This is a genomic window from Streptomyces luteogriseus, from assembly GCF_014205055.1.
Taxonomy (GTDB): Bacteria; Actinomycetota; Actinomycetes; order Streptomycetales; family Streptomycetaceae; genus Streptomyces; species Streptomyces luteogriseus.
This window is the reverse complement of the sequence record NZ_JACHMS010000001.1, coordinates 4,517,019-4,542,049: the sequence shown is the minus strand read 5'-3', so window position 1 is coordinate 4,542,049 and position 25,031 is coordinate 4,517,019. Positions and strand designations below refer to the sequence as shown.

Sequence of the window (25,031 nt, the reverse complement as noted above, 5' to 3'; positions counted from 1 at the left end):
GGGTCCGGGCCCCGCCAAAGGGACGAACTGGCCCGATGAGGGCCACGGACCGACCGGCCCGGGCGTGTCCGCGCGGCCCCCGGAGAGCCCGCCACAACGACAGAGCGCCGTGGCCCGCCCGTTGGGACGGAGCCACGGCGCTCCTCATGCGCTGATGTCAGCCGTTGCGCTTCCAGCGCGGCTTGTCCTCGCGACGCTGGAACGAACCGCCGCCGCGGTGGTCGTCACGACGGCCCGAGGGGCGGTCGTGACCGGAGGCGCGGAAGCCGGGACGGTCGCCCTGACGGTCACGGTTGAAGGGGCGGTCGCTGCCACGGTGCCCACCGCGCTCGTCCCGGCGCTCGAAGGAACGGCCCGGACGGTCGTCCCGGCGGAAGCCACCGCCACGGTTGTCGTCACGACGCTCGAAGCCACGACCACCACGGTCGTCACGACGCTCGAACGAACGGCCACCACGGTCATCACGACGGTCGTCCCGGCGGAAGCCACCGCCACGGTTGTCGTCACGACGCTCGAACCCACGACCACCACGGTCGTCACGACGCTCGAACGAACGGCCACCACGGTCATCACGACGGTCGTCCCGGCGGAAGCCGCCACCACGGTTGTCGTCACGACGCTCGAACCCACGACCACCACGGTCGTCACGACGCTCGAACGAACGGCCACCACGGTCATCACGACGGTCGTCCCGGCGGAAGCCGCCACCACGGTTGTCATCACGACGCTCGAACCCACGACCACCACGGTCGTCACGGTCCACGTCCTGCGCCACCGGCTGCTCGGGCACGGACACCTCGGCCGCCGCGGCCACCACCGCCGCCTGGGCCTCGGCCACCGCGGCCTCCGGGTCCTCACCCTGCTCGCGGGCGATCCGGGCGATCAGGCGGTCGGCCTCCTCGCGGAGCTCGTTCGCACGCCGCTGCGCCCGCTCCAGCTCCTTGGTGAGCTGGGCGACCTCACGCTCGGCCTGCTGCGCGGCATTGCCCACGGACTCGGCCTGCACCTCGGTCATCGACCGGGCGCCGGTGATCTCGGCAACCTCCGGGTCGAAGGCGCCGGCGCCCTGGATGATGTGGCGCGTGGCGTCGACGCCCGCGTCCTCCATCAGCCGGAAGATCTGACGCCGCTGGTGCGGCAGCGACAGCGACACGACCGTGCCGGAACGGCCCGCACGCGCGGTACGGCCGGACCGGTGCAGGTAGTCCTTGTGGTCCCCGGCCGGGTCCACGTTCAGCACCAGGTCGATGCCGTCGACGTGGATACCGCGGGCGGCGACGTCGGTCGCGACGAGCGCGTTGACGTAGCCCTTCTTGAAGTCCTCCAGCACGCGGGTGCGCGCGCCCTGCGTCATACCGCCGTGCAGCGCATCGGCCTTCACACCCGAGTCGCACAACTGCTCGGCGATGCGGTCGGCGCCCAGCTGGGTGCGGACGAAGATGATCGTGCGGCCCTTGCGGGAGGCGATCGCGGCGGTGACCGGCGCCTTGTCCTTGGGCTTCACGATGAGGATGTGGTGCGACATGGTCGTGACGTTGCCCTGGGCACTGTCGACCTCGTGCGTGACCGGGTTGCTCAGGTAACGCTTGACCAGCGTGGAGATCTCGTTCTCCATCGTGGCCGAGAACAGCATGCGCTGGCCGCCGGCCGGGACCTGGTCGAGCAGCTCGGTGACCTCGGGCAGGAAGCCCAGGTCGGACATCTGGTCGGCCTCGTCGAGGACGGCGACCTCGACGTTCTCCAGGGAGCAGGCGCCACGGTTGATGATGTCGCGCAGCCGGCCCGGGGTGGCGACGAGGACGTCGACGCCGCGCTCCAGGGCGTAGATCTGGTTGCCCATCGACGTACCGCCGCAGACGACCTTCATCTTCAGGCCGACGACGTCGCCGTACGGCTGGAGGGCGTCCGCGACCTGCATCGCGAGCTCACGGGTCGGGGTGAGGATGACCGCGCGCGGCTTGTGCTTCTCGGTGCGGCCGCCGGCGAGACGCGCCAGGGTCGGCAGACCGAACGACAGGGTCTTGCCGGAGCCGGTGCGGCCACGGCCCAGGATGTCCTTGCCGGCCAGGGCGTCCGGAATGGTCGCGGCCTGGATCGGGAAGGGAGTGGTCACGCCGTTCTGCGCGAGCTTGCGCACAACGCCTTCGGGGAGACCGAGGTCCGCGAAAGTGGCCTCGGGGACGTCCTCGGTTGCCTCGTTCTCGGGCACGACGACGTGATCAGTACTGGCGATGGACATGCGAATGCGAAACCTTCCGGAGTCTCAAGTCGGCACGCGCCCGTCAACTCCGTGATTCGCGATTCGCAATACGACCGCCTCAATGCGGTCCACCACGGCAAGGGAGAGTACGCGCCACACGGCGCGCTCTGCAGTGGCGCCGGGCAAGATGGGATCAAACGATCTGCCACCATACGCACTCCGGGCCCCTCAAGGCAAACCGGACCGTGCAGACGGCAGTGGACAGCCGTCCGACGACCGGACAGCCTTCCGAGGGCTCCAACCACCCTCCGGCCGGGATTGTTCCCGCCCCCGCAGAAAATTTCCCCGCCCCACCGGCACCTCCTCACGGCACGCCCCACCAGCGCATCGTCACGACACACCCCACCGGCCCCTCCCCACGGCCCTACGCCGGCGACCCGGCCTCCGGCGCCGGCTCCCGCTGCGCCAGCTGCGGCCCCGGCGGCTCATGCGCCGACGACGACGGCTCCGGCGTCGGCTCCGGCGACGCCGTCGGCTCCGGCGGCGTCGGCGTGGGCTCCGGTTCGGCCGTGCGGGTGGGCGTCGGCGGGGCCGGCGGCTTCGGCGTAGGCCGCGCCGGCTTCCCCGGCTTGTCCCGCCCCGGCACGGTCGGGCTCGCGTCAGCGCTCGGCGACGCCTCGGGAGGGGCCGACTCCCCCGCCCGGCCTCCCTTGCCCTTCTTGCCCTTCCCGCCCTTGCCACGCCCCCGCTCGCCCCCGGCCCCGGCCGCGCCGAACCCGGCACCGCCGCCCGACACCGCCGGCCCGCCGTCGGACGCCTCGCCACCCCGCTGCCCGGCGGAGTGCGACGGCTTGACGCTCCCGCCCGCGTCGTCGCCGACACTCATGCAGCCGGCGGCAGCGGCGACCGCCACGACCGTGGCGGCCAGTCGGACGGGTACGTACAAGGGGCGCACGGGGCCACCTCCGGAAAGGGTGAGGGAGTCAACACCTCCAACTCCCCCCGCCCACAAGAGGACACGCGCCCCGTATTCACAACCCGGTCAGCCATAACCCAGGGCGTGAAGACGGGCGTCGTCGATCCCGAAGTGGTGGGCGATCTCATGCACGACGGTGATCTCCGTCTCCGCGACGACGTCCTCCCGCGACTCGCACATCCGCAGCGTCGGATTCCGGTACACCGTGATCCGGTCGGGCAGCACACCGGCGTACCACTCACCCCGGTCGGTCAGCGGAGTCCCCTCGTACAGCCCGAGCAGCTCGGGATCATCCGACGGCGGCTCGTCCTCCACGAACACCGCGACGTTGTCCATCAATCGCGTCAACTCCGGCGGGATCCGGTCGAGCGCCTCGGCGACCAGCTCCTCGAACTCCTCGCGCGTCATCTCCAGCACAGGCCCATTGTCGGCCACGACCCCGCCGTACGAGAGCCGTACGGCGCCGCATATCCGGCCCCGGACTTGGGCATACGGGATCAATGGCCCGCGTCCCCGCCGCAGTCCTGAGTGTCCTGAACCCGATCCGCAGGGCCCCGCGCGCCCTGGCCCGCCACTACCGCTCCCGCCAGGCACCCACCACGATCGAGCTCGTGGCACAGCCGCACCCGTGGACCCGTGCAGTGGGACTCGTCGCCGTGGTCCTCCTCGGCGCCTGGCTGGGACTGCTGGCCGTGGGCGACGTCCGGGTCCCGGTCGGCCCCATGAACACCACCATGACCCTGCGCCCCTCCTTCACCGGCGGCACCAAGATCAACATCTCACCGCTGGGCGCCCTCCAGCTCGACAGCCACATCGCCCCCGTCCGCCTCGACGTCAACGTCGACCAGCTCGACCCGGACCGCTCCCAGGCCCTGGTCGACCACCCCGAACGCCTCTCCGGTCTCCAGGACGAGGTCACCGAGGACGTCGGCCGCGGCACCCTCGACCTGGCCCTGCGCTCCGGCGTCGCCGTCGTCGCCGGAGCCACCGCCCTCGGCCTCGCCGTCTACCGCCGCCCGCGCCGCGCCCTGGCCGCCGGCGGCCTCGCCCTCACCCTCCTCGCCGCCTCGGGCGGCACCGCGTACGCCACCTGGCGCCCCGACTCCGTCCTGGAGCCCAAGTTCTCCGGCCTGCTCACCTCGGCCCCCTCCCTGGTCGGCAACGCGCGCAGCATCGTCACGGAATTCGACGTCTACCAGAAGGAACTGGCCCGCCTGGTCACCAACGTGACCAAGCTCTACGACGCCACCTCGACGCTCCCCGCCTACGCGCCCGACCCCTCCACGATCCGGGTCCTGCACGTCTCCGACATCCACCTCAACCCGGCGAGCTGGAAGATCATCGCCTCGCTCGTGGAGCAGTACAAGGTCGATGTCATCGTCGACTCCGGCGACACGATGGACCACGGCACCGCCGCCGAGAACGGCTTCCTGGACCCCATCGAAGACCTCGGCGCCCCCTACGTCTGGGTCCGCGGCAACCACGACTCGATGATCACCCAGCGCTACATGCAGGACCTGAGGAACGTCCACGTCCTGGACGACGGAAAGGCGCGGACGATCAAGGGCCTGCGCTTCGCGGGCATCGGCGACCCCCAGTTCACCCCCGACCGCTCACAGCAGACCGGCGCCGAGCAGTCCCAGGAACTGGCCGGCGCCCGCCTGGCCACGGCCCTGCGCGACCAGAGCACGGCGGGCACCCCGGTGGACGTCGCCGTCGCCCACGAGCCCTCCGCCGCCCGCGAGGTCGACGGCGAGGTCCCCCTCGTCCTGGCCGGCCACCTCCACCACGACGAGATGGAGGACCTGCCGTACGGCACCCGGCTGCGCATCGAGGGCTCCACCGGCGGCAGCGGACTGCGCGCCATCGAGGGCAAGCACCCCGACCCCATCGAGGCGTCGATCCTCTACTTCGACCGCGACACCCGCCACCTCCAGGCCTGGGACGAGATCGAGCTGGGCGGCCTCGGCCTCACGACGGCGGAGGTCAGCCGCCACCTCCCGAAGGAGAACCAGCCCGGCGCCAGCCGGTCCCCCAGCACCCCGTCCGAGGGCACTTCCTCGCCCTCCTCCTAAACCGTTTTGGCGATAGCTCCCGCCATCCCATATGCTTCTCACGTCCCCGACGCGCTGCGAAGCGCACAGGCGGGCCGATAGCCCTCATCGTCTAGCGGCCTAGGACGCCGCCCTTTCAAGGCGGTAGCACGGGTTCGAATCCCGTTGGGGGCACGCACCACCCTGTGCGACACTGTCGTACGAAGCTTGGTCCTGTGGAGCAGTTTGGAGTGCTCGCCACCCTGTCAAGGTGGAGGCCGCGGGTTCAAATCCCGTCAGGACCGCTGAGGTTTCACGTGAAACCTCGTGGCTGGGTAGCTCAGTTGGTACGAGCGATCGCCTGAAAAGCGATAGGTCGCCGGTTCGACCCCGGCCCCAGCCACAGCTAAGGCCCCGATCTTCGGATCGGGGCCTTGTTGTATGCCCGTGATCACGCCCGAGTGTACGAGCGTCCGCGTCCGCTACCGGAGAGCTAAAGCTCACCAGCTCGCAGCTCGCCCCGTCGATGGCTTCGACGGCAGCGGCGCATCCAGCCCTACGCGATCAGCGTGAGAGCAGGGACCTGTGACTCGGCCCCGCGGACCCACATCCACCAACCGCGATCGGCGATGACGTGGGACGCATTCAGGTCCGCGTGCTCAACGAAGCCGCAGTTCCTGCACGAGAACACGGCCTGTGTCGGCCGGTTTCTCTTGTCGACGTGATGGCAACGGGAGCACTCCTGGCTGGTGTACGCCGGATGGACGTGTACCACCGGCACTCCGGCCCTGCGGGCCTTGTAGGCGATGAAGGCGCCGAGCTGGGCGAAGGCCCAGGAGTGGAGCGTGACGCGTTGGGGCTTCTTCAGCCGTACCCGTTCGCGGATGCCGCCCAGGTCCTCCAGGGCGATGCCGCGACCGGTGCGTTGGGCCTCCGTCACGATGTGCTTGCTGATCTTGTGGTTGATGTCTCGGGTGCGCCGGGCTTCTCGTCCGGCGCGGCGTTTGGCTCGCCGTTTGGCGGACCGGGTCTGCTTTTTCGCGAGGTTGTCTCGGTTGCGGCGGTCGTTCTGTCTGCTGCGGTTGAGACGTCGGCCGCTGTGCCGGTGGCCGGTCGAGGTGGTGGCGATGTTGGTGATGCCGAGGTCGATACCGATGAATCCCCGGGGGTCCGGGGTGGTGGGGTTTTCCGGGAGGTCGACTGTGGCCAGGAGGTACCAGTGACCGTTGTGGCTGATCAGGTCGGACTCGCCCTGGCGGTGGTGGGCGAGGAGGAGGAGCTGGCTTTCCTCGCCGGTGAAGGCGAGTCGTTTCATGCGTCCGGCCACGGTCCAGATGGAGACGGTGCGTTGCGGCATCTGCCAGGACAGCATGCGGTCGTCGTAGGGCTGGGCGCCTTGGGGGCGGAAGGCGATGGGCTTTTCGGTGGCTCTGCGGAAGCGTTTGGAGCCGGGTTTGCCGAGGTTGCCGGCTTTGAGGTTGCCGGTGAGTGCTGCGTAGGCGTCGGCGGTCTTCTTGATGACGTGTTGGGCGGCCTGGGCGCCCAGGGACCATCGGGTCTTGAGGTGGGTGTAGGTCAGGGCACGTAGTTCGCGGTTGCGTTTGGTGCCGGTGGTGAAGGCGATGTGGGAGACGTGGTTGGCTGCCGCGTTGCAGGCGTGGAGGGTCGCCTGCAGTGCCGATGCCTGTTCGGGGGTCGGCAGGAGTTTGACGCGGATCACGAGCTTCACGTGCAGGAATCTAGGGCGCGGTCAGCGTTGTGGTCATTCGATCGAACCCCGGACGCTCGATCGAATGACTGCTCGATCAAGCGCTCGATGGGTGTCTCCGTGGTCTGGTCGAAATCCAGTCGCCTGTGTTTTGCGCGGGATGAGATCCTGGATCGCGTATGTCTACGCACCCTGCCCCCGCCCTCGGCGCCCTCGCCCCCCGCCTGACCGAGCTGTCCCTGCGCGATGCGCACCGGCTCGGGCGCAGGCTCGAAGGTGCGCGCAAGATTCGTAAGCCGGAGGCGCGGGCCGCCGTGCTCGCCGAGATCGAGGCGGAGGTCGGCAGGGCCGAGGAACGGATGGCGAGTCGGCGTGCCCTCGTGCCCGAGGTCACTTACCCCGAGCAGCTGCCGGTCAGCCAGAAGAAGGATGCGATCGCCGACGCCATTCGCGATCACCAGGTCGTGATCGTGGCCGGTGAGACCGGCTCCGGCAAGACGACGCAGATCCCGAAGATCTGTCTGGAGCTTGGGCGCGGCGTACGGGGCATGATCGGACACACGCAGCCCCGCAGGATCGCCGCCCGTACGGTGGCCGAGCGTGTCGCCGAGGAGCTGGACACGCCACTCGGTGAGGCCGTCGGCTGGAAGGTGCGGTTCACCGATCAGGTGAACCAGGACAGCACCTTCGTCAAGCTCATGACGGACGGCATCCTGCTCGCCGAGATCCAGACCGACCGCGAGCTGCGCGCCTACGACACGATCATCATCGACGAGGCCCACGAGCGGTCTCTCAACATCGACTTCCTGCTGGGTTACCTCGCGCAGCTGCTGCCGAAGCGTCCGGACCTCAAGGTCGTCATCACTTCGGCCACGATCGACCCCGAGCGCTTCTCGCGGCATTTCGGCGACGCCCCGATCGTCGAGGTCAGCGGCCGTACGTACCCCGTGGAGGTCCGTTACCGGCCGCTGCTGGAGGAGGACGGCGAGGACGCCGACCGCGACCAGATCACCGCGATCACCGACGCGGTGGAGGAGCTCCAGGCGGAGGGCAAGGGCGACATCCTCGTCTTCCTCTCCGGTGAGCGGGAGATTAGGGACACGGCGGACGCGCTCACCAAGAAGAACTACCGCTTCACGGAGATCCTGCCGCTGTATGCCCGGCTTTCCCATGCGGAGCAGCACCGTGTCTTCCAGCCGCACACCGGCCGCAGGATTGTTCTGGCCACGAACGTCGCCGAGACCTCGCTGACCGTGCCGGGCATCAAGTACGTCATCGATCCGGGCTTCGCGCGGATCTCGCGCTACAGCCATCGCACCAAGGTCCAGCGGCTGCCCATCGAACCGGTGTCGCAGGCCAGCGCGAATCAGCGCAAGGGCCGCTGTGGCCGTACGTCGGACGGCGTCTGCATCCGTCTGTACAGCGAGGACGACTTCGAGGCCCGGCCGGAGTTCACGGACGCGGAGATCCTCCGGACGAACCTGGCCTCCGTCATCCTGCAGATGACCGCGGCCGGCCTCGGCGACATCGAGAAGTTCCCCTTCATCGACCCGCCGGATCACCGCAACATCCGCGACGGCGTGCAGCTGCTTCAGGAGCTCAACGCCCTCGACCCGGCGCAGAAGGACCCCCGCAAACGGCTCACGGACACCGGCCGCAAGCTGGCCCAGCTGCCCGTCGACCCCCGGTTGGCCCGGATGGTCCTGGAGGCGGACAAGAACGGCTGTGTGCGCGAGGTCATGGTCATAGCCGCCGCGCTGTCCATCCAGGATCCGCGCGAACGCCCCGCCGACAAGCAGGCCCAGGCCGATCAGCAGCACGCCCGTTTCAAGGACGAGACCAGCGACTTCCTGGCCTATCTCAACCTCTGGCGCTATCTCCGCGAGCAGCAGAAGGAGCGGGGGTCGTCCTCGTTCCGCCGGATGTGCAAGCAGGAGTACCTCAATTTCCTTCGCATCCGCGAATGGCAGGACATCTATACGCAGTTGCGCACGGTCGCGAAGCAGATGGGCATCCACCTCAACGAGGAGGACGCCCCGGACGACCGTATCCATCTCTCCCTTCTGGCCGGCCTGTTGTCGCACATCGGCATGAAGGACGTGAAGGAGGCCGGAGGTGAGGGCGGGAGGAGCTCGGCGAAGAACGAGTACCTGGGGGCGCGGAACGCGAAGTTCGCGATCTTCCCTGGTTCGGCGCTCTTCAAGAAGCCCCCGCGTTTCGTGATGTCGGCCGAGCTCGTGGAGACGTCCCGCCTCTGGGCCCGCGTCAACGCGAAGATCGAGCCCGAGTGGGTCGAGCCCCTTGCGGCGCATCTCGTCAAGCGCACGTACAGCGAGCCGCACTGGGAGAAGGACCAGGCCGCGGTGATGGCGTACGAGAAGGTCACGCTCTACGGCGTGCCGATCGTGGCGCAGCGGAAGGTCAACTACGGGCGGATCGATGCGGAGATCAGCCGTGAGCTGTTCATCCGGAACGCGCTGGTCGAGGGCGACTGGCGTACGCACCACAAGTTTTTCTCGGACAACCGCCGTCTCCTCACCGAGGTCGAGGAGCTGGAGCACCGGGCCCGGCGCCGGGACATCCTGGTCGACGACGAGACGCTGTTCGACTTCTATGACCAGCGGATCCCCGAACACGTGGTCTCCGGTGCGCACTTCGACTCCTGGTGGAAGCACAAGCGGCACGAGCGGCCCGACTTCCTCGACTTCGAGCGCGAGATGCTCATCAACGAGAAGGCGGGTGAGGTCAGCAAGGCCGACTATCCGGACTCGTGGCGGCAGGGGAATCTGAAGTTCCGGGTGACGTACCAGTTCGAGCCGGGCGCGGACGCCGACGGCGTGACGGTGCACGTCCCGCTGCAGGTCCTCAACCAGGTGACGGACGAGGGCTTCGACTGGCAGATCCCGGGGCTGCGCGGGGAGCTGGTGACGGAGCTGATCCGGTCCCTGCCCAAGCCGATCCGGCGGAACTACGTTCCCGCGCCGGACTTCGCGAGGGCGTTCCTGGAGAGGGCCGTCCCTCTCCAGGAACCTCTGACGGTGACCATGGCGCGCGAGCTGAGACTGATGGTCGGGGTGCCTTTCGAGGCGGACGACTTCGACCTGTCCAAGGTCCCCGACCATTTGAAGGTCACCTTCCGGATCGTCGATGAACGGCGCCGCAAGCTGGCCGAGGACAAGGACCTGGAGGCGCTGAAGCTGAGGCTGCGTCCGAAGGCCCGCAAGGCTCTCTCCCAGGCGGCCGCGGCGACGGCCGAGCGCTCCGGCGGGGAGTCCCTGGAGCGTTCGGGGCTGACCGACTGGACGATCGGCTCGCTCTCCCGCGTCTTCGAGACCCGCCGGGCCGGTCAGCCGGTGAAGGCGTATCCGGCGCTGGTCGACGACGGTGACACGGTCTCCGTGCGCCTCTTCGACACGGAGGCGGAGCAGGCGCGGGCGATGTGGAGGGGCACGCGGCGGCTGATTCTGCGCAACATCCCGGTGAACCCGGCGAAATTCGCGAGCGATCGTCTGACGAACGCGCAGAAGCTGGCGCTGTCCGCGAATCCGCACGGCTCCGTTCAGGGCCTGTTCGACGATTGCGCGATGGCGGCCGCGGACAAGCTGATCGGCGACTTCGGCGGGCCCGCGTGGGACGAGGAGTCGTACCGGAAGCTGTACGAAAAGGTGCGCGCCGAGATCGTGGACACGACCGTCCGCACGGTGGGGCAGGTGCAGCAGGTGCTGGCCGCCTGGCAGGCCTGTGAGCGCCGTCTGAAGGGCGTACGCAGCCCGGCGCTGCTGCCGAACCTCCAGGATGTGCGGGCGCAGCTGGACGCGCTCGTGAAGCCGGGCTTCGTGACGGAGGCGGGGCTGCGGCGCATGCCGGATCTGATGCGTTATCTGGTGGCGGCCGACCGGCGTCTGCAGCAGATGCCGACGAACGTCCAGCGGGACACCACGCGGATGCAGAAGGTCCACGAGATGCAGGACGAGTACGCCTGGCTCCTTGAGCAGTTGCCGCAGGGCCGGCCGGTGCCGTCGTCCGTCCTGGACATCCGCTGGATGATCGAGGAGCTGCGGGTCAGCTATTTCGCCCATGCGCTGGGCACGGCGTACCCCGTGTCCGACAAGCGGATCGTGAAGGCGATCGACGCGGCGGCGCCGTAACGGCACCCGTACACAGGGTGAGTTCGACCAGGGCCTCACCCTCCTGTACAGTCTCTTCTCGCAGCGCAACGCACGAATGGCGCCGCGAAACCTGGTCCTGTGGAGCAGTTTGGAGTGCTCGCCACCCTGTCAAGGTGGAGGCCGCGGGTTCAAATCCCGTCAGGACCGCATGGCAAGAGCCCGGATCTTCGGATCCGGGCTCTTTTGCGTGTCCTGACCTCGCCGTAAGCCCCTCGGGCCGCCACACGCCGTCTTGACGGCCCCTCATTCCGTCGGTACCCCAGAACCAGGGCCGTTCTCCGTGCGGCCTTCAGGAGGTGGCGTATGGCGGCAGCGACCAGGCATGAGACGCGGGCCCTGCTCCGCGCGCACCTGTCGGCCGCGTCGTCGTACCGGCATCTCACGCGGCATTGTCCGATCTGCCATCGCCTGCTGAGGCTGGCGATGGAGTCGGCGCCGTCTGTGCCTCACGTCGTGGCCCCGGCCGGGGAGGACGAGAGTCCGGCGCCCGCATGATCCACGAGCGGCCTCAACACCCGTCAGGGCAGGGGCCGCTGGAGGCGGAGGCTTCTCTACCGCACCCGTAGCGGAGCTAACAAGCCGCTCGGTATGTGACGGGTGTCACCGCATGAGTTTTGGAAAGTGCGGTACTTACGCCCCACCTACAAAGGGTCAATTTAATATGTGCAATTGCACCCTGTCCGGTGTGCCGCACACAGGTGATCCGACACCCCTCCCCAGGCTCCTACAAGCCCGCTCACAGCAGGTGCGGCAGATCCACCCCGGGCGCACAAAAAAGATCGCGCTGGACCCGGCGGAGTCCAGCGCGATCGACGACGCACCCTGTTGTATGCCTGCAAAGCTCTGAGTGGCTTGGGCGTGGGGCCTGTTGGGGCAGGGTCCCGCGTCGCTTGGAGCTGTGGTTCCGGACGCCGCGGCCAGTTGGGGGACCAGCCGGTTTGCCCGGTTATTCAGTTGTTCAGGCCTCGCTGCGCTGCTGCGGGATGCCCGCGAGCAGAGCGCGGACCTCGGCCTCGCGGTAGCGCCGATGCCCGCCGAGCGTGCGGATCGACGTGAGCTTGCCGGCCTTCGCCCACCGCGTGACCGTCTTGGGGTCGACACGGAACATGGTGGCGACCTCAGCCGGGGTCAGCAGCGGCTCGGCATCAGGGGTGCGAGCGGTCATGAGCGGCCTCCTCGGGAGAACCGAACCTTCTCGGTTCTTTCCTCTAAATTCTGCACCTTGACCCGCGTTGCCCGAAATGGCGGACGCGAGTCGAGTCGGTTATAGGACGAACGGCTTGTCCTCGGCACTACAACTACACCATCTGTCCAGCCGCGTCGGCCAAACCGATGGAATTGCCCTCCAGGTGTTCATCAGCGACGGAAGCCGATGGACCATGCCATAGCGGACAGTCACACCACTGTGACGATCAGTCACAGGGCGATCAGGAAGTCACCAGGCCCCCCAAAGCGTGCAATGCTGAGATTCCGCCCATAGTGCAGCACTGTAGGACGGAAGGAGTCCTCCCCGGACTCCTTGTCCTATTTTGGCATGAGGAGGGGCAAGGGGCGCAAGAGCCTCGTACGTGTAGTCCGTCACGCTTGGCCTACTTGAGAGGTCTGCCCGGATCGGGTCCTACGCCCCTTGTTGACTAAGCCTCAGGAGACGCAGAGCCCGCTTCAGGAACTCGGTGCGAGGACGAAACCCCAAATCGGGCGGTTCGTCAAACGTCAGTTCGTGACCTAATGCGAGCGGTCTGTACGGACATCAAGCTCAGGCGTCAGTTGGCCGACCGCAGATTCCGTACCGAACGCCACCGCTCCACGAGCCGGGCGTAGGCCTCCCCGGCGCCGGCCCCGTCGCCCCTGCGCAGCGCGGCGATGCCCTCGGCCACGTCCGCCGCGGAGTGGTCGTCCTCCAGCGTCCCGGCCGGCACCACGTGCACCAGGCCGCCGTAGTCCAGCTCCACGAGCGAGCGCGGGTGGAACTCCTCCAGCCAGCGGCCGACGTCCGTCAGACCGTCGATCAGCGGCCCCTCGTTCATGGCCTCCCTCAGGGCGCGCAGCCCCCGGGCCACCCGTCGCCGGGCCTGGACCATGGGGGTGCGATAGCGCAGCACGGGCGGGCTGTCGGCGGAGGCGCCCTTGTCGTACTCGCGCTCCTCGTCGGAGACCAGCACGAACCAGTTGATCGGCACCTGCCAGGTGGCCGTACGGATCCACGGCCGGGCGTCGGGGTTGATCGTCAGCCAGCGCTCGTAGTCCTGGGCCGCCTGGCGCCGCAGCACGGGCGGCAGGACCGCGTCCATGACGGGCGGGGGGAGCTCCTCGGAGAGCTCCTCCAGGGCCAGCCAGCCGCGCAGCCGGGTGCGCCAGGGGCAGACGCAGACGACGCCGTCCACGTCGAGGACGAAGGCGTCATCGCTCTCGTGCACCGGCACCGGGACCGGCGGGATGGGGGCCAAGTCGGCGAGCGCACGGCGAAGTTCGTCCTGGTACGAGGGGCGGTCCGTACGGCGGGCGTAGCGGGCCCACTGGCTGCGCTCGGGCTCGGGGAAGGCGGCCAGCGGTTCGTACACGCGCAGGTAGGTCGCGTAGGGGACGATCACCGAGGTCACCTTGGGCACGCCTGCTCCCTCCCCCGCGCACCGCCGCGAAAACCTGCGGAACCCACTCACGATCGCGCGGGAAATCCATGCAAATCGTCGCACGGGTGTACTCCGGTCGGAGGTGATCCTGTGCACGGTGCGGCCGGCGGGGCCCCCAGGCTCTAATCTCATGCTCAACAGTCCCCGCCACCCGCACGAGGGCTGGTCTCCACCCGCCGCACCTACTCAGGAGTCACCACAGTGACCGACGTAACCGGCGCACCTGCTGATGTACTGCACACCCTGTTCCACTCGGACCAGGGCGGACATGAGCAAGTCGTGCTCTGCCAGGACCGTGCGAGCGGCCTCAAGGCCGTCATCGCCCTGCACTCCACCGCTCTGGGCCCCGCGCTCGGCGGTACGCGCTTCTACCCGTACGCGACCGAGGCGGAGGCCGTCGCCGACGCGCTGAACCTCGCCCGCGGGATGTCGTACAAGAACGCCATGGCCGGTCTCGACCACGGCGGCGGCAAGGCCGTGATCATCGGCGACCCGGACACGATCAAGAGCGAGGAGCTGCTCCTGGCCTACGGCCGGTTCGTGGCCTCGCTCGGCGGCCGGTACGTCACCGCCTGCGACGTCGGCACGTACGTCGCCGACATGGACGTGGTGGCCCGCGAGTGCCGCTGGACGACCGGCCGCTCGCCCGAGAACGGCGGCGCAGGGGACTCCTCCGTCCTCACCGCCTACGGCGTCTACCAGGGCATGCGGGCCTCCGCGCAGCACCTGTGGGGCGACCCCTCACTGCGCGGGAAGCGGGTCGGCATCGCCGGCGTCGGCAAGGTCGGCCACCACCTGGTGGAGCACCTGCGGGCCGAGGGCGCCGAGGTCGTCATCACCGACGTGCGCGAGGAGGCCGTGGGGCGGATCCTCGCGGCGCACCCCACGGGTGTGACGGCCGTCGCCGACACCGCGACCCTGCTCCGCGCCGAGGGCCTCGACATCTATGCCCCCTGCGCGCTCGGCGGGGCGCTGAACGACGACACCGTGCCCGCGCTCACCGCCAGGGTGGTCTGCGGCGCCGCCAACAACCAGCTCGCCCACCCGGGCGTGGAGAAGGACCTCGCCGACCGCGGGATCCTCTACGCGCCGGACTACGTGGTGAACGCCGGCGGTGTCATCCAGGTCGCCGACGAGCTGCACGGCTTCGACTTCGACCGGTGCAAGGCGAAGGCGTCGAAGATCTTCGACACCACGCTGGCCATATTCGCACGTGCGAAGGAGGACGGCATTCCGCCGGCCGCGGCGGCCGACCGGATCGCCGAGCAGCGGATGCACGACGCGACCCTGGCCCGCCGGGCTCGCTGACCCCGGGGCGATGCGGGACTGATCCACGGCGTCACGTACGTTTGACCGGTACCCGCCGGTGGGCAGTTAGAGAGAACTCTCACTTCTACCGGCGGGTCGACCGTCGATAAGTGGTTAAAATCGCGGTTGACCAGCGAGGACGGGGCGCCTCGAAGGTCCTGGGCGCGGGCACGTCATGCGGGCGACGTACCGTATGGGCGCGGGCTCAGGTACCGTGGAAGCCCTACGGACCGGTCTCTCCGCGGAGAGTCCGTGCCGGACCATGAACGCGTGTCAAGACTCTGGGGCCGTCGAGCCCCGTCGTTGAGGGGGTCGAGCCATGGGGCGCGGCCGGGCCAAGGCCAAGCAGACGAAGGTCGCCCGCCAGCTGAAGTACAACAGCGGTGGGACTGATCTCTCACGCCTGGCTGAGGAGCTGGGTGCATCGCCTTCGAATCCGCAGCCGCCTAACGGCGAGCCGTTCGAAGACGATGATGACGACGACCTGTACGCACGGTACGCCGACCTCTACGAGGACGACGACGACGAGGACGGCCAGTCCTCGCAGCATCGTCGCGGCGCTTGACCTTGCACTGAGCACTCACCCGGTCGGTGACTTCGGTCACCGACCGGGTTCTGTGCTGCGCGCAAGGCCACGGCCTCCGTGCCTCAGCTCGCGTAGTCACCGATCAGGGCGGCACCAGTGGTGTGCTCGCCCCGGTCCGTGATCTCTCCGGCCACCCAGGCGTCCACGCCGCGGTCGGCGAGGGTGGCCAGGGCCACGTCCGTGGACTCCTGCGGCACGATCGCGATCATGCCGACGCCCATGTTCAGGGTCTTCTCGAGCTCGAGGCGCTCGACGCTGCCCGTACGGCCGACGAGGCCGAAGATCGGGGCCGGCGTCCAGGTGGAGCGGTCCACGATCGCGTGCAGCCCGTCCGGGATGACCCGGGCGAGGTTGGCCGCGAGTCCGCCGCCGGTGATGTGGCTGAAGGCGTGCACCTCGGTGGTGCGCATCAGGGCCAGGCAGTCCAGCGAGTAGATCTTCGTGGGCTCCAGGAGCTCCTCGCCGAGGGGGCGGCCGAGCTCTTCGATGTGCGCGTCCAGTGCAAGGCCCGCCTGGTCCAGAAGGACATGGCGGACGAGGGAGTACCCGTTCGAGTGAAGACCGGAGGACGCCATGGCGATCACCGCGTCACCCGTCCGGATGCGATCCGCGCCGAGCAGCCGGTCGGCCTCCACGACGCCCGTACCGGCGCCGGCGACGTCGAAGTCGTCCTCACCCAGCAGGCCCGGGTGCTCGGCCGTCTCGCCGCCGACCAGGGCGCAGCCGGCGAGCACACAGCCCTCGGCGATGCCCTTGACGATGGCGGCGACCCGCTCGGGGTGGACCTTGCCGACGCAGATGTAGTCGGTCATGAACAGCGGCTCGGCGCCGCAGACCACGATGTCGTCCATGACCATCGCGACCAGGTCGTGGCCGATGCTGTCGTAGACGCCCAGCCGGCGGGCGATGTCGACCTTGGTGCCGACTCCGTCCGTTGCTGAGGCGAGCAGGGGCCGCTCGTAGTTCTTCAGGGCGGAGGCGTCGAAGAGGCCGGCGAAGCCGCCGAGGCCACCGAGGACCTCGGGGCGCTGGGCCTTCTTCACCCACTCCTTCATCAGTTCGACGGCGCGGTCGCCGGCTTCGATGTCGACGCCCGCGGCTGCGTAGCTGGCGCCGCCCTCGGCAATGGGTTTCTCAGACATGGCTAAGCAGAACCTTCGTGTCGTACGGCAGGTGTTACGGGCCGTCTACGGGCGGCGGATCGCGTCGGCGGCGGCCGTGGCGGCCGGGCCGGCGGCCAGCTCCGTCTCCAGCAGCTGCTTGCCGAGCAGCTCGGGGTCAGGGAGCTCCATCGGGTACTCGCCGTCGAAGCAGGCGCGGCACAGGTTCGGCTTGGCGATGGTGGTCGCCTCGATCATGCCGTCGATGGAGATGTAGGCCAGGGAGTCGGCGCCCAGGGAGGTACCGATCTCGTCGATCGTCATGCCGTTGGCGATGAGCTCGGCGCGGGTGGCGAAGTCGATGCCGAAGAAGCAGGGCCACTTCACGGGCGGCGAGGAGATCCGGATGTGGACCTCGGCGGCGCCCGCCTCGCGGAGCATGCGGACCAGGGCCCGCTGGGTGTTGCCGCGCACGATCGAGTCGTCGACGACGACCAGGCGCTTGCCCTTGATGACTTCCTTCAGCGGGTTCAGCTTCAGGCGGATGCCCAGTTGGCGGATGGTCTGCGAGGGCTGGATGAACGTCCGGCCGACGTAGGCGTTCTTGACGAGGCCGGCGCCGAACGGGATGCCGGACGCCTCCGCGTAGCCGATCGCCGCGGGCGTGCCCGACTCCGGGGTCGCTATCACCAGGTCGGCCTCGACGGGCGCTTCCTTGGCGAGCTTGCGGCCCATCTCCACGCGCGAGAGGTACACGTTCCGGCCGGCGATGTCGGTGTCCGGGCGGGCCAGGTACACGTACTCGAAGACACAGCCCTTGGGCTTCGCGTCCGCGAATCGGGAGGTTCGCAGGCCGTTCTCGTCGATGGCGACGAACTCGCCCGGCTCGATCTCCCGGACGTAGCTGGCGCCGCAGATGTCGAGGGCGGCGGACTCGGAGGCCACCACCCAGCCGCGCTCCAGCCGGCCGAGGACCAGCGGGCGGATGCCCTGCGGGTCGCGGGCCGCGTACAGGGTGTGCTCGTTCATGAAGACGAGCGAGAACGCACCCTTGACCTGAGGGAGGACCACAGGGGCGGCCTCCTCGATGGTCAGCGGCTTGCCCTCGTCGTCGACCTGGGCCGCGAGGAGGGCGGTGAGCAGGTCGGTGTCGTTGGTCGCCGCGACGCGCGGGGTGCGGCCGCCTTCCTGCTTGGGCAGGTCGGCGACCATCTCGGCGAGCTGGGCGGTGTTGACGAGATTGCCGTTGTGGCCGAGCGCGATGGATCCGTGTCCGGTCGCGCGGAAGGTTGGCTGGGCGTTCTCCCATACGGAGGCACCGGTGGTCGAGTAGCGGGCGTGACCGACCGCGATGTGACCCTGGAGCGAACCGAGGGAGGTCTCGTCGAAGACCTGGGAAACCAGGCCCATGTCCTTGAAGACGAGGATCTGTGAGCCGTTGCTGACCGCGATTCCCGCGGATTCCTGGCCTCGATGCTGGAGGGCGTAGAGCCCGAAGTACGTGAGCTTGGCGACCTCTTCGCCCGGAGCCCAGACACCGAAGACGCCGCAAGCGTCCTGGGGGCCCTTCTCACCGGGGAGCAGGTCGTGGTTGAGTCGTCCGTCACCACGTGGCACGCCACCGAGTGTAGGCGAGGTCGACCACTGGTCCGAATTGGGGATACCGGACTTTCCGGTGGATCACCGCTCGGCGACCGCTCGCACACTCGTACCGTTTTCGCTGGTCAGCGTGAGAGTTTGGTGATCGACTCGGTACTTCGGCTTCCCGTCGAAAAGACGCAGCAGCTTCTTCTCGCCGTCCATGAGTGAGTCTTCGCACATCATTCGGGTCGTGGCGGGAGGGCCGAGGGTGATATGGCCGTCGCGGACCGTGGCCTTCGCGTTCACCTTGTTGCAGCCGAGGCTGCCGGAGACGGTGCCCTTCTTCCCGTCGAAGGTGAGGTGGGCCCGGCCGTCGGTGTTCGGGGTCGTGACGGTCCACTTGGTGCCGGCCAGCGGGGCGTCCTTCGCCTTGGTCAGGCGGACGGTGTCACCCGCGTCGGTGGTGAGGGTGAGGCGGTCGTCGTCCACCGTCGCCTTCAGCTCCTGGTCGGAGAAGGTCCGCGCGAGGGTCGTCTCGAACTCCATGGGCTTGTTCTCGCAGGCCATCTCGGTGGACCTGGTCTTGCCCAGCCGGACGCGGTCGCCGTCGACGGTGGCCTCGGCGCTGAAGTTGTTGCAGCCGAGGCTGCCCTCGGCCCGGCCCTGGTCGATGGTCACGTGGGCGCCGGTGGGGGCCTTCTGCGTCCTGCCGTCAGCGGTGACGCTGTCCACGCTCCACCGCACACCGGTGACCGGCTTGTCGGCACCGACCGAGCCGCTGCCGCTGTCCGCCTTCTCGCTGCCGCAGGCCGCCAGGAGCGGGACGAGCATGGCGGCGGCCGTCAGGGTCATACGCTGCTTCTGCCTGTCCATGCCACTTCGACGGGGGACCCGGGGGGATCGGTTCCCCTTACGGCGGGGATTCCTTCTGATGCCATCAGCATTCAGGCCGTGAGCGGCAGAGACTCAGGCCATCAGCGGCAGATGGGCCGAGAGATCCGCGCGCTCCCCGCTCGCGCTGACCTTGGCGTCGTGGAGGGCCTCGGCCCAGGCCAGCCGCCCGGTCGCCAGCCGGATCCAGGTCAGCGGGTCCGTTTCGACGACGTTGGGCGGGGTGCCCCGGGTGTGCCTCGGCCCCGCCACGCACTGCACCACCGCGTACGGCGGTACCCGCACCTCCGTCGAACCGCCGGGCGCCTTCGCGGCGAGCGCGTCGGCCAGCAGCCGGGTGCAGGCGGCCAGGGCCTGACGGTCGCAGGGGATGTCCAGGCCGGGGACGGCGGCGTTGAGGTCGTCGGTGTGGACGACGAGTTCGACGGTGCGGGTGACGAGGTAGTCGGCCAGAGGCAGGGCTCCGGCGCTGGTGGGGAGCAGCCGGGTGCCGGGATGGGCGGCGAGGTCGGCGGTGAAGCGCTCCTCGACGGTCGCGAGGTGGGTGGCCGGGTCGGGGTGGCTCTCGGCCGACTCGCGGGCGTGGGCGGCGATGTCCGGGGCGTCGGCCGCGATCGCGCGGGGCCAGTCGAGCAGGGTGCCGTCCTGCTTGGGCGGCTCCGGCAGGGCGAGCAGCCGGGAGACGGCCCCGAGGCTCATCCCGACGTGGGCCACCAGGTCCCGGACGGTCCAGTCGCCGAGCCGGGTGGGCAGGGCGAGCTGTTCGGGGGTGAGGCCCGCGACAGCGGCGCGTACGTTCCCGAACTGGGCGAGCACCGCCGTGCGGATCTTGGCGGGGTCGTAGTTGCGGGTGCGCTTCTTGGCCGGTGGCATGGGGGCCAGCCTAGGTGCGGGCTGTGACAGTGGGGGGTGCCTCGAAGGTCTCCCCGTTCCGGGGCACGCCGATGCCCCGCCACCTGAAGGGCACGCCCCGGGCCGCGTCCGGGTCCGGGCCGTCCATCAGCTGGAAGTGCAGATGCGGCTCGGAGGAGTTGCCGGAGTTGCCGCAGCGGGCGAGCACCTGCCCGGCCCGTACCCGGTCGCCCTCGCGGACGGTGAGGGAGCCGCGATGGAGGTGGGCGTAGGCGGCGTAGGTGTGGTCGCCGAGGTCGAGGACGAGGTGGTTGCCGAGGATGCGGTGGACGCCCGCGACCTCTCGCACCATTCCTTCGGGAAGCATCAGGTACAGCAGCCCCGGCAGGGAGGTGCGGCTGAGGTGGTCGCGCTGCCGGGCTTCCGCCCGCACGACCGTGGCGTCGGCGACCGCCAGGACGGGGGCGCCGTAGGCCGGGTAGTCCTGCGGGCGGCGGGCGAGCGGCCACAGCCATCCGAAGGCCGGGCGGGCGCCCTGCCCGGGTTCGGCCAGGATGTCGATGGCGAAGGTCTGGCCGTAGCTGTGCACGCCGTGGCTGGGGGTGCGGTCGGCCGGGCTGTTCAGCGCGGACCAGCGGCCGGTGACGGGCGAGGCCACCTCGACGGGCTCACGGGCGGTGCGCGGCCGGTCCGGGGCGCCGCCCCACCGGTTGACCACGATGATGACGGCGTACGCCAGGACCGCCGGCGCGAAGTGCCCCCACCAGGGGACGGCCGACAGGCCGAAACCGAGGTCGGCGGCCATCAGGCCGAAGAAGACCAGCCACAGGACGCGGTAGGTCACCATGCCGAGCTTGCGTGCGGACATCCTGTCCCCCCGTTCCGCTATGGGCGGGTGGTCGTCAGCGCCGTCAGGAGCGGCACGACCCGCGCCGGCGGCACCTCGTGGCGGCCCCGGCCGGTGGTGTGCAGCCAGCCCGCGGTGGTGAGCTGGCGCAGGTGGTGGTAGATCTGGCCGGTCGTGCCGACCTCGTCCAGTTCGGCGAGTTCGGCGGCGGTGCGCCGGCCGCAGAGGATCTCGCGCAGCAGTCGGATCCGGACGGGGTGGCCGAGCGCGGCGAACGACTCGGCGGCCGTCGTCCACTCGTCCTCCAGCAGGTCCTGGGTGAGGGCGGTCATCTGCCAGGCGCACTCCTCGCCCGTCGGCAGGCGCACGGAGCCGGTGTAGAGGACACCGCCCTCGGGCGCCCCTGCCTCCGACAGCTGATGCTTCAGCCCGTTCAGGGCCCAGAAGTCGTTCCCGTCGATGCGGGGGCCGGTGGGCTGGGCGCCTTCCAGGGCGGCCAGGCGGCGTTCGAGGTCGGCTACGCGTTGTTCGAGATCCACGATTTCGATATTACGGAACTACGTAATTACGTGCAAGGGGCCGGGCCCGTCGGTGCGGGTACGGCGAAGCCCCCGCCCGGCGGACCGGGCGGGGGCTTCGGAGCGGTTGCCTACTTCAGCAGCGCCGGGATCGTGCCCTCGTGCGTCTCGCGCAGCTCGGACAGGGTGAGCGCGAACTCGCCCTGGACCTCCACGACGTCACCGTCCACGACACCGATGCGGGTGAGCGGGAGGCCCCGCGCACCGCACATGTCGTTGAAGCGGACCTCTTCGGAGCGCGGCACGGCCACGACGGCGCGGCCTGCCGACTCGGAGAAGAGGAAGGTGAAGGCGTCCAGACCGTCCGGGACGATCAGACGGGCGCCCTTACCGCCCAGCAGCGCCGACTCGACGACCGCCTGGATCAGACCGCCGTCGGACAGGTCGTGCGCGGAGTCGATCATGCCGTCTCGGGAGGCGGAGATCAGGATCTCCGCGAGCAGCCGCTCCCGCTCCAGGTCGACCTTGGGCGGCAGACCGCCGAGGTGGTCGTGCACGACCTGCGACCAGGCCGAGCCGCCGAACTCCTCACGGGTGTCGCCGAGGAGGTAGAGCAGCTGGCCCTCCTCCTGGAAGGCGACGGGCGTGCGGCGGGCCACGTCGTCGATGACGCCCAGGACCGCGACGACCGGGGTCGGGTGGATGGCCGCCTCGCCCGTCTGGTTGTAGAGCGAGACGTTGCCGCCGGTCACCGGGGTGCCGAGCTGAAGGCATCCGTCCGCCAGACCGCGCACGGCCTCCGCGAACTGCCACATCACCGCCGGGTCCTCGGGCGAGCCGAAGTTCAGGCAGTCGGAGACGGCGAGCGGCTTGGCACCGGTGGTGGCGACGTTGCGGTACGCCTCGGCCAGGGCCAGCTGGGCGCCGTGGTACGGGTCGAGCTTGGCGTACCGGCCGTTGCCGTCCGTGGCGATGGCCACGCCGAGGCCGGTCTCCTCGTCGATCCGGATCATGCCGGAGTCCTCGGGCTGGGCGAGGACGGTGTTGCCCTGCACGAAGTGGTCGTACTGGCTGGTGATCCAGGACTTGGAGGCCTGGTTCGGGGAGCCGACCAGCTTCAGGACCTGGTCCTTCAGCTCCTCGGAGGTCGCCGGCCGGGGCAGCTTGTTCGCGTCGTCGGCCTGCAGCTCGTCCTGCCAGGAGGGGCGGGCGTAGGGGCGCTCGTAGACCGGGCCCTCGTGCGCGACCGTGCGCGGGTCGACGTCGACGATCTTGCCGCCGTGCCAGTAGATCTCGAGGCGGTCGCCGTCGGTCACCTCACCGATGACGGTGGCGATGACGTCCCACTTCTCGCAGATCTCCAGGAAGCGGTCGACCTTCTCCGGCTCGACGACCGCGCACATGCGTTCCTGCGACTCGCTCATGAGGATTTCCTCGGGCGAGAGCGTGGAGTCGCGCAGGGGGACGTCGTCCAGGGTGACGCGCATGCCGCCGGAGCCGTTGGAGGCGAGCTCCGAGGTGGCGCAGGACAGGCCCGCCGCGCCGAGGTCCTGGATGCCGACGACCAGCTTCTCGGCGAAGGCCTCCAGGGTGCACTCGATGAGGAGCTTCTCCTGGAAGGGGTCGCCGACCTGGACGGCCGGGCGCTTCGACGGCTTGGCGTCGTCGAAGGTCTCGGAGGCCAGGATCGAGGCGCCGCCGATGCCGTCGCCGCCGGTCCGGGCCCCGTACAGGATGACCTTGTTGCCGGCGCCGGACGCCTTCGCGAGGTGGATGTCCTCGTGCCGCATGACGCCGATGGCGCCGGCGTTGACCAGCGGGTTGCCCTGGTAGCAGGCGTCGAAGACGACCTCGCCGCCGATGTTGGGCAGGCCCAGGCAGTTGCCGTAGCCACCGATGCCCGCGACGACACCCGGCAGGACGCGCTTGGTGTCGGGGTGGTCGGCGGCGCCGAAGCGCAGCGGGTCGACCACGGCGACGGGCCGGGCACCCATGGCGATGATGTCGCGCACGATGCCGCCGACACCGGTGGCCGCGCCCTGGTAGGGCTCGACGTACGACGGGTGGTTGTGCGACTCGACCTTGAAGGTGACCGCGTAGCCCTGGCCGACGTCCACGACGCCGGCGTTCTCGCCGATGCCGACGAGCATCGCGTCGGACTCGGGGGCCTTCTCCCCGAACTGGCGCAGGTGCACCTTGCTGCTCTTGTAGGAGCAGTGCTCCGACCACATCACCGAGTACATGGCCAGCTCCGCGCCGGTGGGGCGGCGGCCGAGGATCTCGACGACCCTCTCGTACTCGTCCTTCTTCAGGCCCAGCTCGGCCCAGGGCAGCTCGACGTCGGGGGTCGCGGCCGCGTGCTCGACCGTGTCCAGAGGCGTCCGGCTCATGCGTTGACCAGCTTCTTGAGGATCGAGGTGAAGAACGGGAGGCCGTCGGTACGACCCGTACCGATCAGCGGCTCCACGGCGTGCTCCGGGTGCGGCATGAGGCCGACCACGTTTCCGGCCTCGTTGCTGACGCCGGCGATGTCCCGCTGCGAGCCGTTGGGGTTGAAGTCCACGTAGCGGAAGGCGACGCGGCCCTCGGCGTCCAGCTTGTCGAGCGTGTACGCGTCGGCGACGTACTGCCCGTCGTTGTTCTTCAGCGGGATGTGGATCTCCTGGCCGGCCGTGTAGTCGGTGGTCCAGGCGGTCTCGGCGTTCTCCACCCGCAGCTTCTGGTCGCGGCAGATGAAGTGCAGGTGGTCGTTGCGCAGCATCGTGCCGGGCAGCAGGTGGGCCTCGGTGAGGATCTGGAAGCCGTTGCAGATGCCGAGCACCGGCAGTCCGGCCTTCGCCTGCTCCAGCAGGGGCTCCATCACCGGCGAGAAACGGGCGATGGCCCCGGCGCGCAGGTAATCGCCGTAGGAGAAACCACCGCACAGCACCACGGCGTCGACCTGCTTGAGGTCTTTGTCCTTGTGCCACAGGGCGACCGGCTCGGCGCCCGCGACGCGGATCGCGCGCTGTGTGTCACGGTCGTCCAGACTGCCGGGGAAAGTGACGACGCCAATACGAGCGGTCACTTCGCGGCCTCCGCGACTTCCTCGACCCGGATCGTGAAGTCCTCGATCACGGTGTTCGCGAGGAAGGACTCCGCAAGATCATGAATGCGGGCGAGGGCGGCCTCGTCGACCGGCCCGTCAACTTCCAGTTCGAAACGCTTTCCCTGACGGACGTCCGAGATCCCCTGGAAACCCAGCCGCGGCAGTGCGCGCTGCACCGCCTGGCCCTGGGGGTCGAGGATCTCCGGCTTGAGCATGACGTCGACTACGACGCGTGCCACTGGCACTCCCGGTGTGTGGTGCTGAGCAGGTCCCTTCAGACTACCCGCACAAAATTTCTACGCGCGTTGACTTGTAGGAAACTACGTGACCGTCATCACGATCCGGCATCGACGGACCCACACACGAAATTTTCGGGAAAGATCCCGGATCGACACCCGGGATCTATTGCGCCCGCCCGTCTCCCGACACCACCCTTCCAATGAAGTCGCTGCGCTCCCTCTTGCTTTTGGACACGCAGAAGGATTTAGTCGGGCTTCACAATGTATTGCCGGGCACTGTACAAATGAATTGGCATAGTGCCGCA

General features: G+C 69.2%; 20 protein-coding genes and 4 tRNA genes. 9 read left to right on the top strand and 15 right to left on the bottom strand.

The annotated features are described in order from the left end of the window. Positions 1 to 157 precede the first annotated feature (157 nt). The 3 genes from BJ965_RS20000 to BJ965_RS19990 form a co-directional block, all read right to left on the bottom strand. Positions 158 to 2,239 (bottom strand): DEAD/DEAH box helicase, encoded by a 2,082-nt coding sequence (locus tag BJ965_RS20000; RefSeq protein ID WP_184909893.1) that lies wholly within the window; start codon positions 2,237 to 2,239, stop codon positions 158 to 160. Between the two features lie 385 nt (positions 2,240 to 2,624). Next, positions 2,625 to 3,155 (bottom strand): hypothetical protein, encoded by a 531-nt coding sequence (locus tag BJ965_RS19995; RefSeq protein WP_184909892.1) that lies wholly within the window; start codon positions 3,153 to 3,155, stop codon positions 2,625 to 2,627. An 87-nt stretch (positions 3,156 to 3,242) separates the two neighbouring features. Then, complete coding sequence (locus tag BJ965_RS19990; protein WP_031108284.1) at positions 3,243 to 3,593, bottom strand: metallopeptidase family protein; 351 nt, start codon at positions 3,591 to 3,593, stop codon at positions 3,243 to 3,245. Positions 3,594 to 3,676: 83 nt separating this feature from the next. Here BJ965_RS19990 and BJ965_RS19985 point away from each other — a divergent pair, with 83 nt between their 5' ends. From BJ965_RS19985 to BJ965_RS19970, 4 genes are all read left to right on the top strand, one after another. After that, entirely contained in the window at positions 3,677 to 5,251 is a 1,575-nt protein-coding gene (locus BJ965_RS19985) for a metallophosphoesterase family protein (protein ID WP_184909891.1), read from the top strand. Positions 5,252 to 5,331: 80 nt separating this feature from the next. Next, positions 5,332 to 5,404 (top strand) — tRNA-Glu (locus BJ965_RS19980). Between the two features lie 35 nt (positions 5,405 to 5,439). Then, positions 5,440 to 5,514, top strand: a tRNA-Asp gene (locus BJ965_RS19975). 24 nt (positions 5,515 to 5,538) lie between these two features. Next, positions 5,539 to 5,612, top strand: a tRNA-Phe gene (locus tag BJ965_RS19970). A 153-nt stretch (positions 5,613 to 5,765) separates the two neighbouring features. On the opposite strand, the gene BJ965_RS19965 is transcribed toward BJ965_RS19970, so the two are convergent. Next, complete coding sequence (locus tag BJ965_RS19965) at positions 5,766 to 6,938, bottom strand: RNA-guided endonuclease InsQ/TnpB family protein (RefSeq protein WP_184909890.1); 1,173 nt, start codon at positions 6,936 to 6,938, stop codon at positions 5,766 to 5,768. A 158-nt stretch (positions 6,939 to 7,096) separates the two neighbouring features. Between BJ965_RS19965 and hrpA the strand changes: the two genes are divergently transcribed. The 3 genes from hrpA to BJ965_RS38750 all read left to right on the top strand — a co-directional run bounded on the left by hrpA (position 7,097) and on the right by BJ965_RS38750 (position 11,581). Next, positions 7,097 to 11,065, top strand: coding sequence for an ATP-dependent RNA helicase HrpA (gene hrpA, locus BJ965_RS19960; RefSeq protein ID WP_184909889.1), 3,969 nt, complete (start codon positions 7,097 to 7,099; stop codon positions 11,063 to 11,065). Between the two features lie 93 nt (positions 11,066 to 11,158). Next, positions 11,159 to 11,233, top strand: a tRNA-Asp gene (locus BJ965_RS19955). Between the two features lie 156 nt (positions 11,234 to 11,389). Beyond that, entirely contained in the window at positions 11,390 to 11,581 is a 192-nt protein-coding gene (locus BJ965_RS38750; RefSeq protein ID WP_221513172.1) for a DUF6274 family protein, read from the top strand. A 463-nt stretch (positions 11,582 to 12,044) separates the two neighbouring features. Here BJ965_RS38750 and bldC read toward each other — a convergent pair whose 3' ends face one another. Further along, the gene (gene bldC / locus BJ965_RS19950; RefSeq protein WP_003949541.1) at positions 12,045 to 12,251 is read right to left on the bottom strand and encodes a developmental transcriptional regulator BldC; all 207 of its coding nucleotides are present in this window, start codon (positions 12,249 to 12,251) and stop codon (positions 12,045 to 12,047) included. A gap of 598 nt (positions 12,252 to 12,849) precedes the next feature. Beyond that, positions 12,850 to 13,695: a hypothetical protein gene (locus tag BJ965_RS19945; protein ID WP_184909888.1), complete on the bottom strand. Its 846-nt coding sequence runs from the start codon at positions 13,693 to 13,695 to the stop codon at positions 12,850 to 12,852. 222 nt (positions 13,696 to 13,917) lie between these two features. On the opposite strand from BJ965_RS19945, the gene BJ965_RS19940 reads away from it, so the two are divergent. Beyond that, entirely contained in the window at positions 13,918 to 15,024 is a 1,107-nt protein-coding gene (locus BJ965_RS19940; RefSeq protein ID WP_184909887.1) for a Leu/Phe/Val dehydrogenase, read from the top strand. 319 nt (positions 15,025 to 15,343) lie between these two features. Further along, the gene (locus BJ965_RS19935; RefSeq protein ID WP_142162243.1) at positions 15,344 to 15,589 is read left to right on the top strand and encodes a DUF3073 domain-containing protein; all 246 of its coding nucleotides are present in this window, start codon (positions 15,344 to 15,346) and stop codon (positions 15,587 to 15,589) included. An 83-nt stretch (positions 15,590 to 15,672) separates the two neighbouring features. Here the strand turns inward: BJ965_RS19935 and purM are convergent, their stop codons facing one another. The 9 genes from purM to purS form a co-directional block, all read right to left on the bottom strand. Further along, the gene (gene purM / locus BJ965_RS19930; RefSeq protein ID WP_184909886.1) at positions 15,673 to 16,752 is read right to left on the bottom strand and encodes a phosphoribosylformylglycinamidine cyclo-ligase; all 1,080 of its coding nucleotides are present in this window, start codon (positions 16,750 to 16,752) and stop codon (positions 15,673 to 15,675) included. Between the two features lie 45 nt (positions 16,753 to 16,797). Next, positions 16,798 to 18,327 carry an amidophosphoribosyltransferase gene (gene purF / locus BJ965_RS19925; protein ID WP_184909885.1) on the bottom strand — a complete coding sequence of 510 codons (1,530 nt, stop codon included), beginning with the start codon at positions 18,325 to 18,327 and terminating at the stop codon, positions 16,798 to 16,800. Positions 18,328 to 18,390: 63 nt separating this feature from the next. Further along, entirely contained in the window at positions 18,391 to 19,164 is a 774-nt protein-coding gene (locus BJ965_RS19920) for an META domain-containing protein (RefSeq protein ID WP_184909884.1), read from the bottom strand. Positions 19,165 to 19,257: 93 nt separating this feature from the next. Further along, entirely contained in the window at positions 19,258 to 20,055 is a 798-nt protein-coding gene (locus tag BJ965_RS19915) for a maleylpyruvate isomerase family mycothiol-dependent enzyme (protein WP_184909883.1), read from the bottom strand. A gap of 10 nt (positions 20,056 to 20,065) precedes the next feature. Beyond that, on the bottom strand, positions 20,066 to 20,902 hold the full coding sequence (locus BJ965_RS19910; RefSeq protein ID WP_184909882.1) for a M23 family metallopeptidase: 837 nt from the start codon (positions 20,900 to 20,902) through the stop codon (positions 20,066 to 20,068). 17 nt (positions 20,903 to 20,919) lie between these two features. Continuing rightward, on the bottom strand, positions 20,920 to 21,420 hold the full coding sequence (locus BJ965_RS19905; protein WP_184909881.1) for an ArsR/SmtB family transcription factor: 501 nt from the start codon (positions 21,418 to 21,420) through the stop codon (positions 20,920 to 20,922). Between the two features lie 110 nt (positions 21,421 to 21,530). Continuing rightward, the gene (purL, locus tag BJ965_RS19900) at positions 21,531 to 23,789 is read right to left on the bottom strand and encodes a phosphoribosylformylglycinamidine synthase subunit PurL (RefSeq protein WP_184909880.1); all 2,259 of its coding nucleotides are present in this window, start codon (positions 23,787 to 23,789) and stop codon (positions 21,531 to 21,533) included. Beyond that, entirely contained in the window at positions 23,786 to 24,466 is a 681-nt protein-coding gene (gene purQ / locus BJ965_RS19895; protein ID WP_184909879.1) for a phosphoribosylformylglycinamidine synthase subunit PurQ, read from the bottom strand. Before purQ ends, purL begins: the two co-directional genes overlap by 4 nt. After that, positions 24,463 to 24,726, bottom strand: a complete 264-nt coding sequence (purS, locus tag BJ965_RS19890) for a phosphoribosylformylglycinamidine synthase subunit PurS (protein WP_030850392.1) — start codon at positions 24,724 to 24,726, stop codon at positions 24,463 to 24,465. Before purS ends, purQ begins: the two co-directional genes overlap by 4 nt. Between the last annotated feature and the right edge of the window lie 305 nt (positions 24,727 to 25,031).

Coding starts and splice junctions, on each gene's coding strand:
- BJ965_RS20000 (WP_184909893.1), bottom strand. CDS start 2,239: ATGTCCATCGCCAGTACTGATCACGTCGTCGTGCCCGAGAACGAGGCA.
- BJ965_RS19985 (WP_184909891.1), top strand. CDS start 3,677: ATGGCCCGCGTCCCCGCCGCAGTCCTGAGTGTCCTGAACCCGATCCGC.
- hrpA (WP_184909889.1), top strand. CDS start 7,097: ATGTCTACGCACCCTGCCCCCGCCCTCGGCGCCCTCGCCCCCCGCCTG.
- BJ965_RS38750 (WP_221513172.1), top strand. CDS start 11,390: ATGGCGGCAGCGACCAGGCATGAGACGCGGGCCCTGCTCCGCGCGCAC.
- bldC (WP_003949541.1), bottom strand. CDS start 12,251: ATGACCGCTCGCACCCCTGATGCCGAGCCGCTGCTGACCCCGGCTGAG.
- BJ965_RS19935 (WP_142162243.1), top strand. CDS start 15,344: ATGGGGCGCGGCCGGGCCAAGGCCAAGCAGACGAAGGTCGCCCGCCAG.
- purM (WP_184909886.1), bottom strand. CDS start 16,752: ATGTCTGAGAAACCCATTGCCGAGGGCGGCGCCAGCTACGCAGCCGCG.
- BJ965_RS19920 (WP_184909884.1), bottom strand. CDS start 19,164: ATGGACAGGCAGAAGCAGCGTATGACCCTGACGGCCGCCGCCATGCTC.
- BJ965_RS19915 (WP_184909883.1), bottom strand. CDS start 20,055: ATGCCACCGGCCAAGAAGCGCACCCGCAACTACGACCCCGCCAAGATC.
- BJ965_RS19910 (WP_184909882.1), bottom strand. CDS start 20,902: ATGTCCGCACGCAAGCTCGGCATGGTGACCTACCGCGTCCTGTGGCTG.
- purL (WP_184909880.1), bottom strand. CDS start 23,789: ATGAGCCGGACGCCTCTGGACACGGTCGAGCACGCGGCCGCGACCCCC.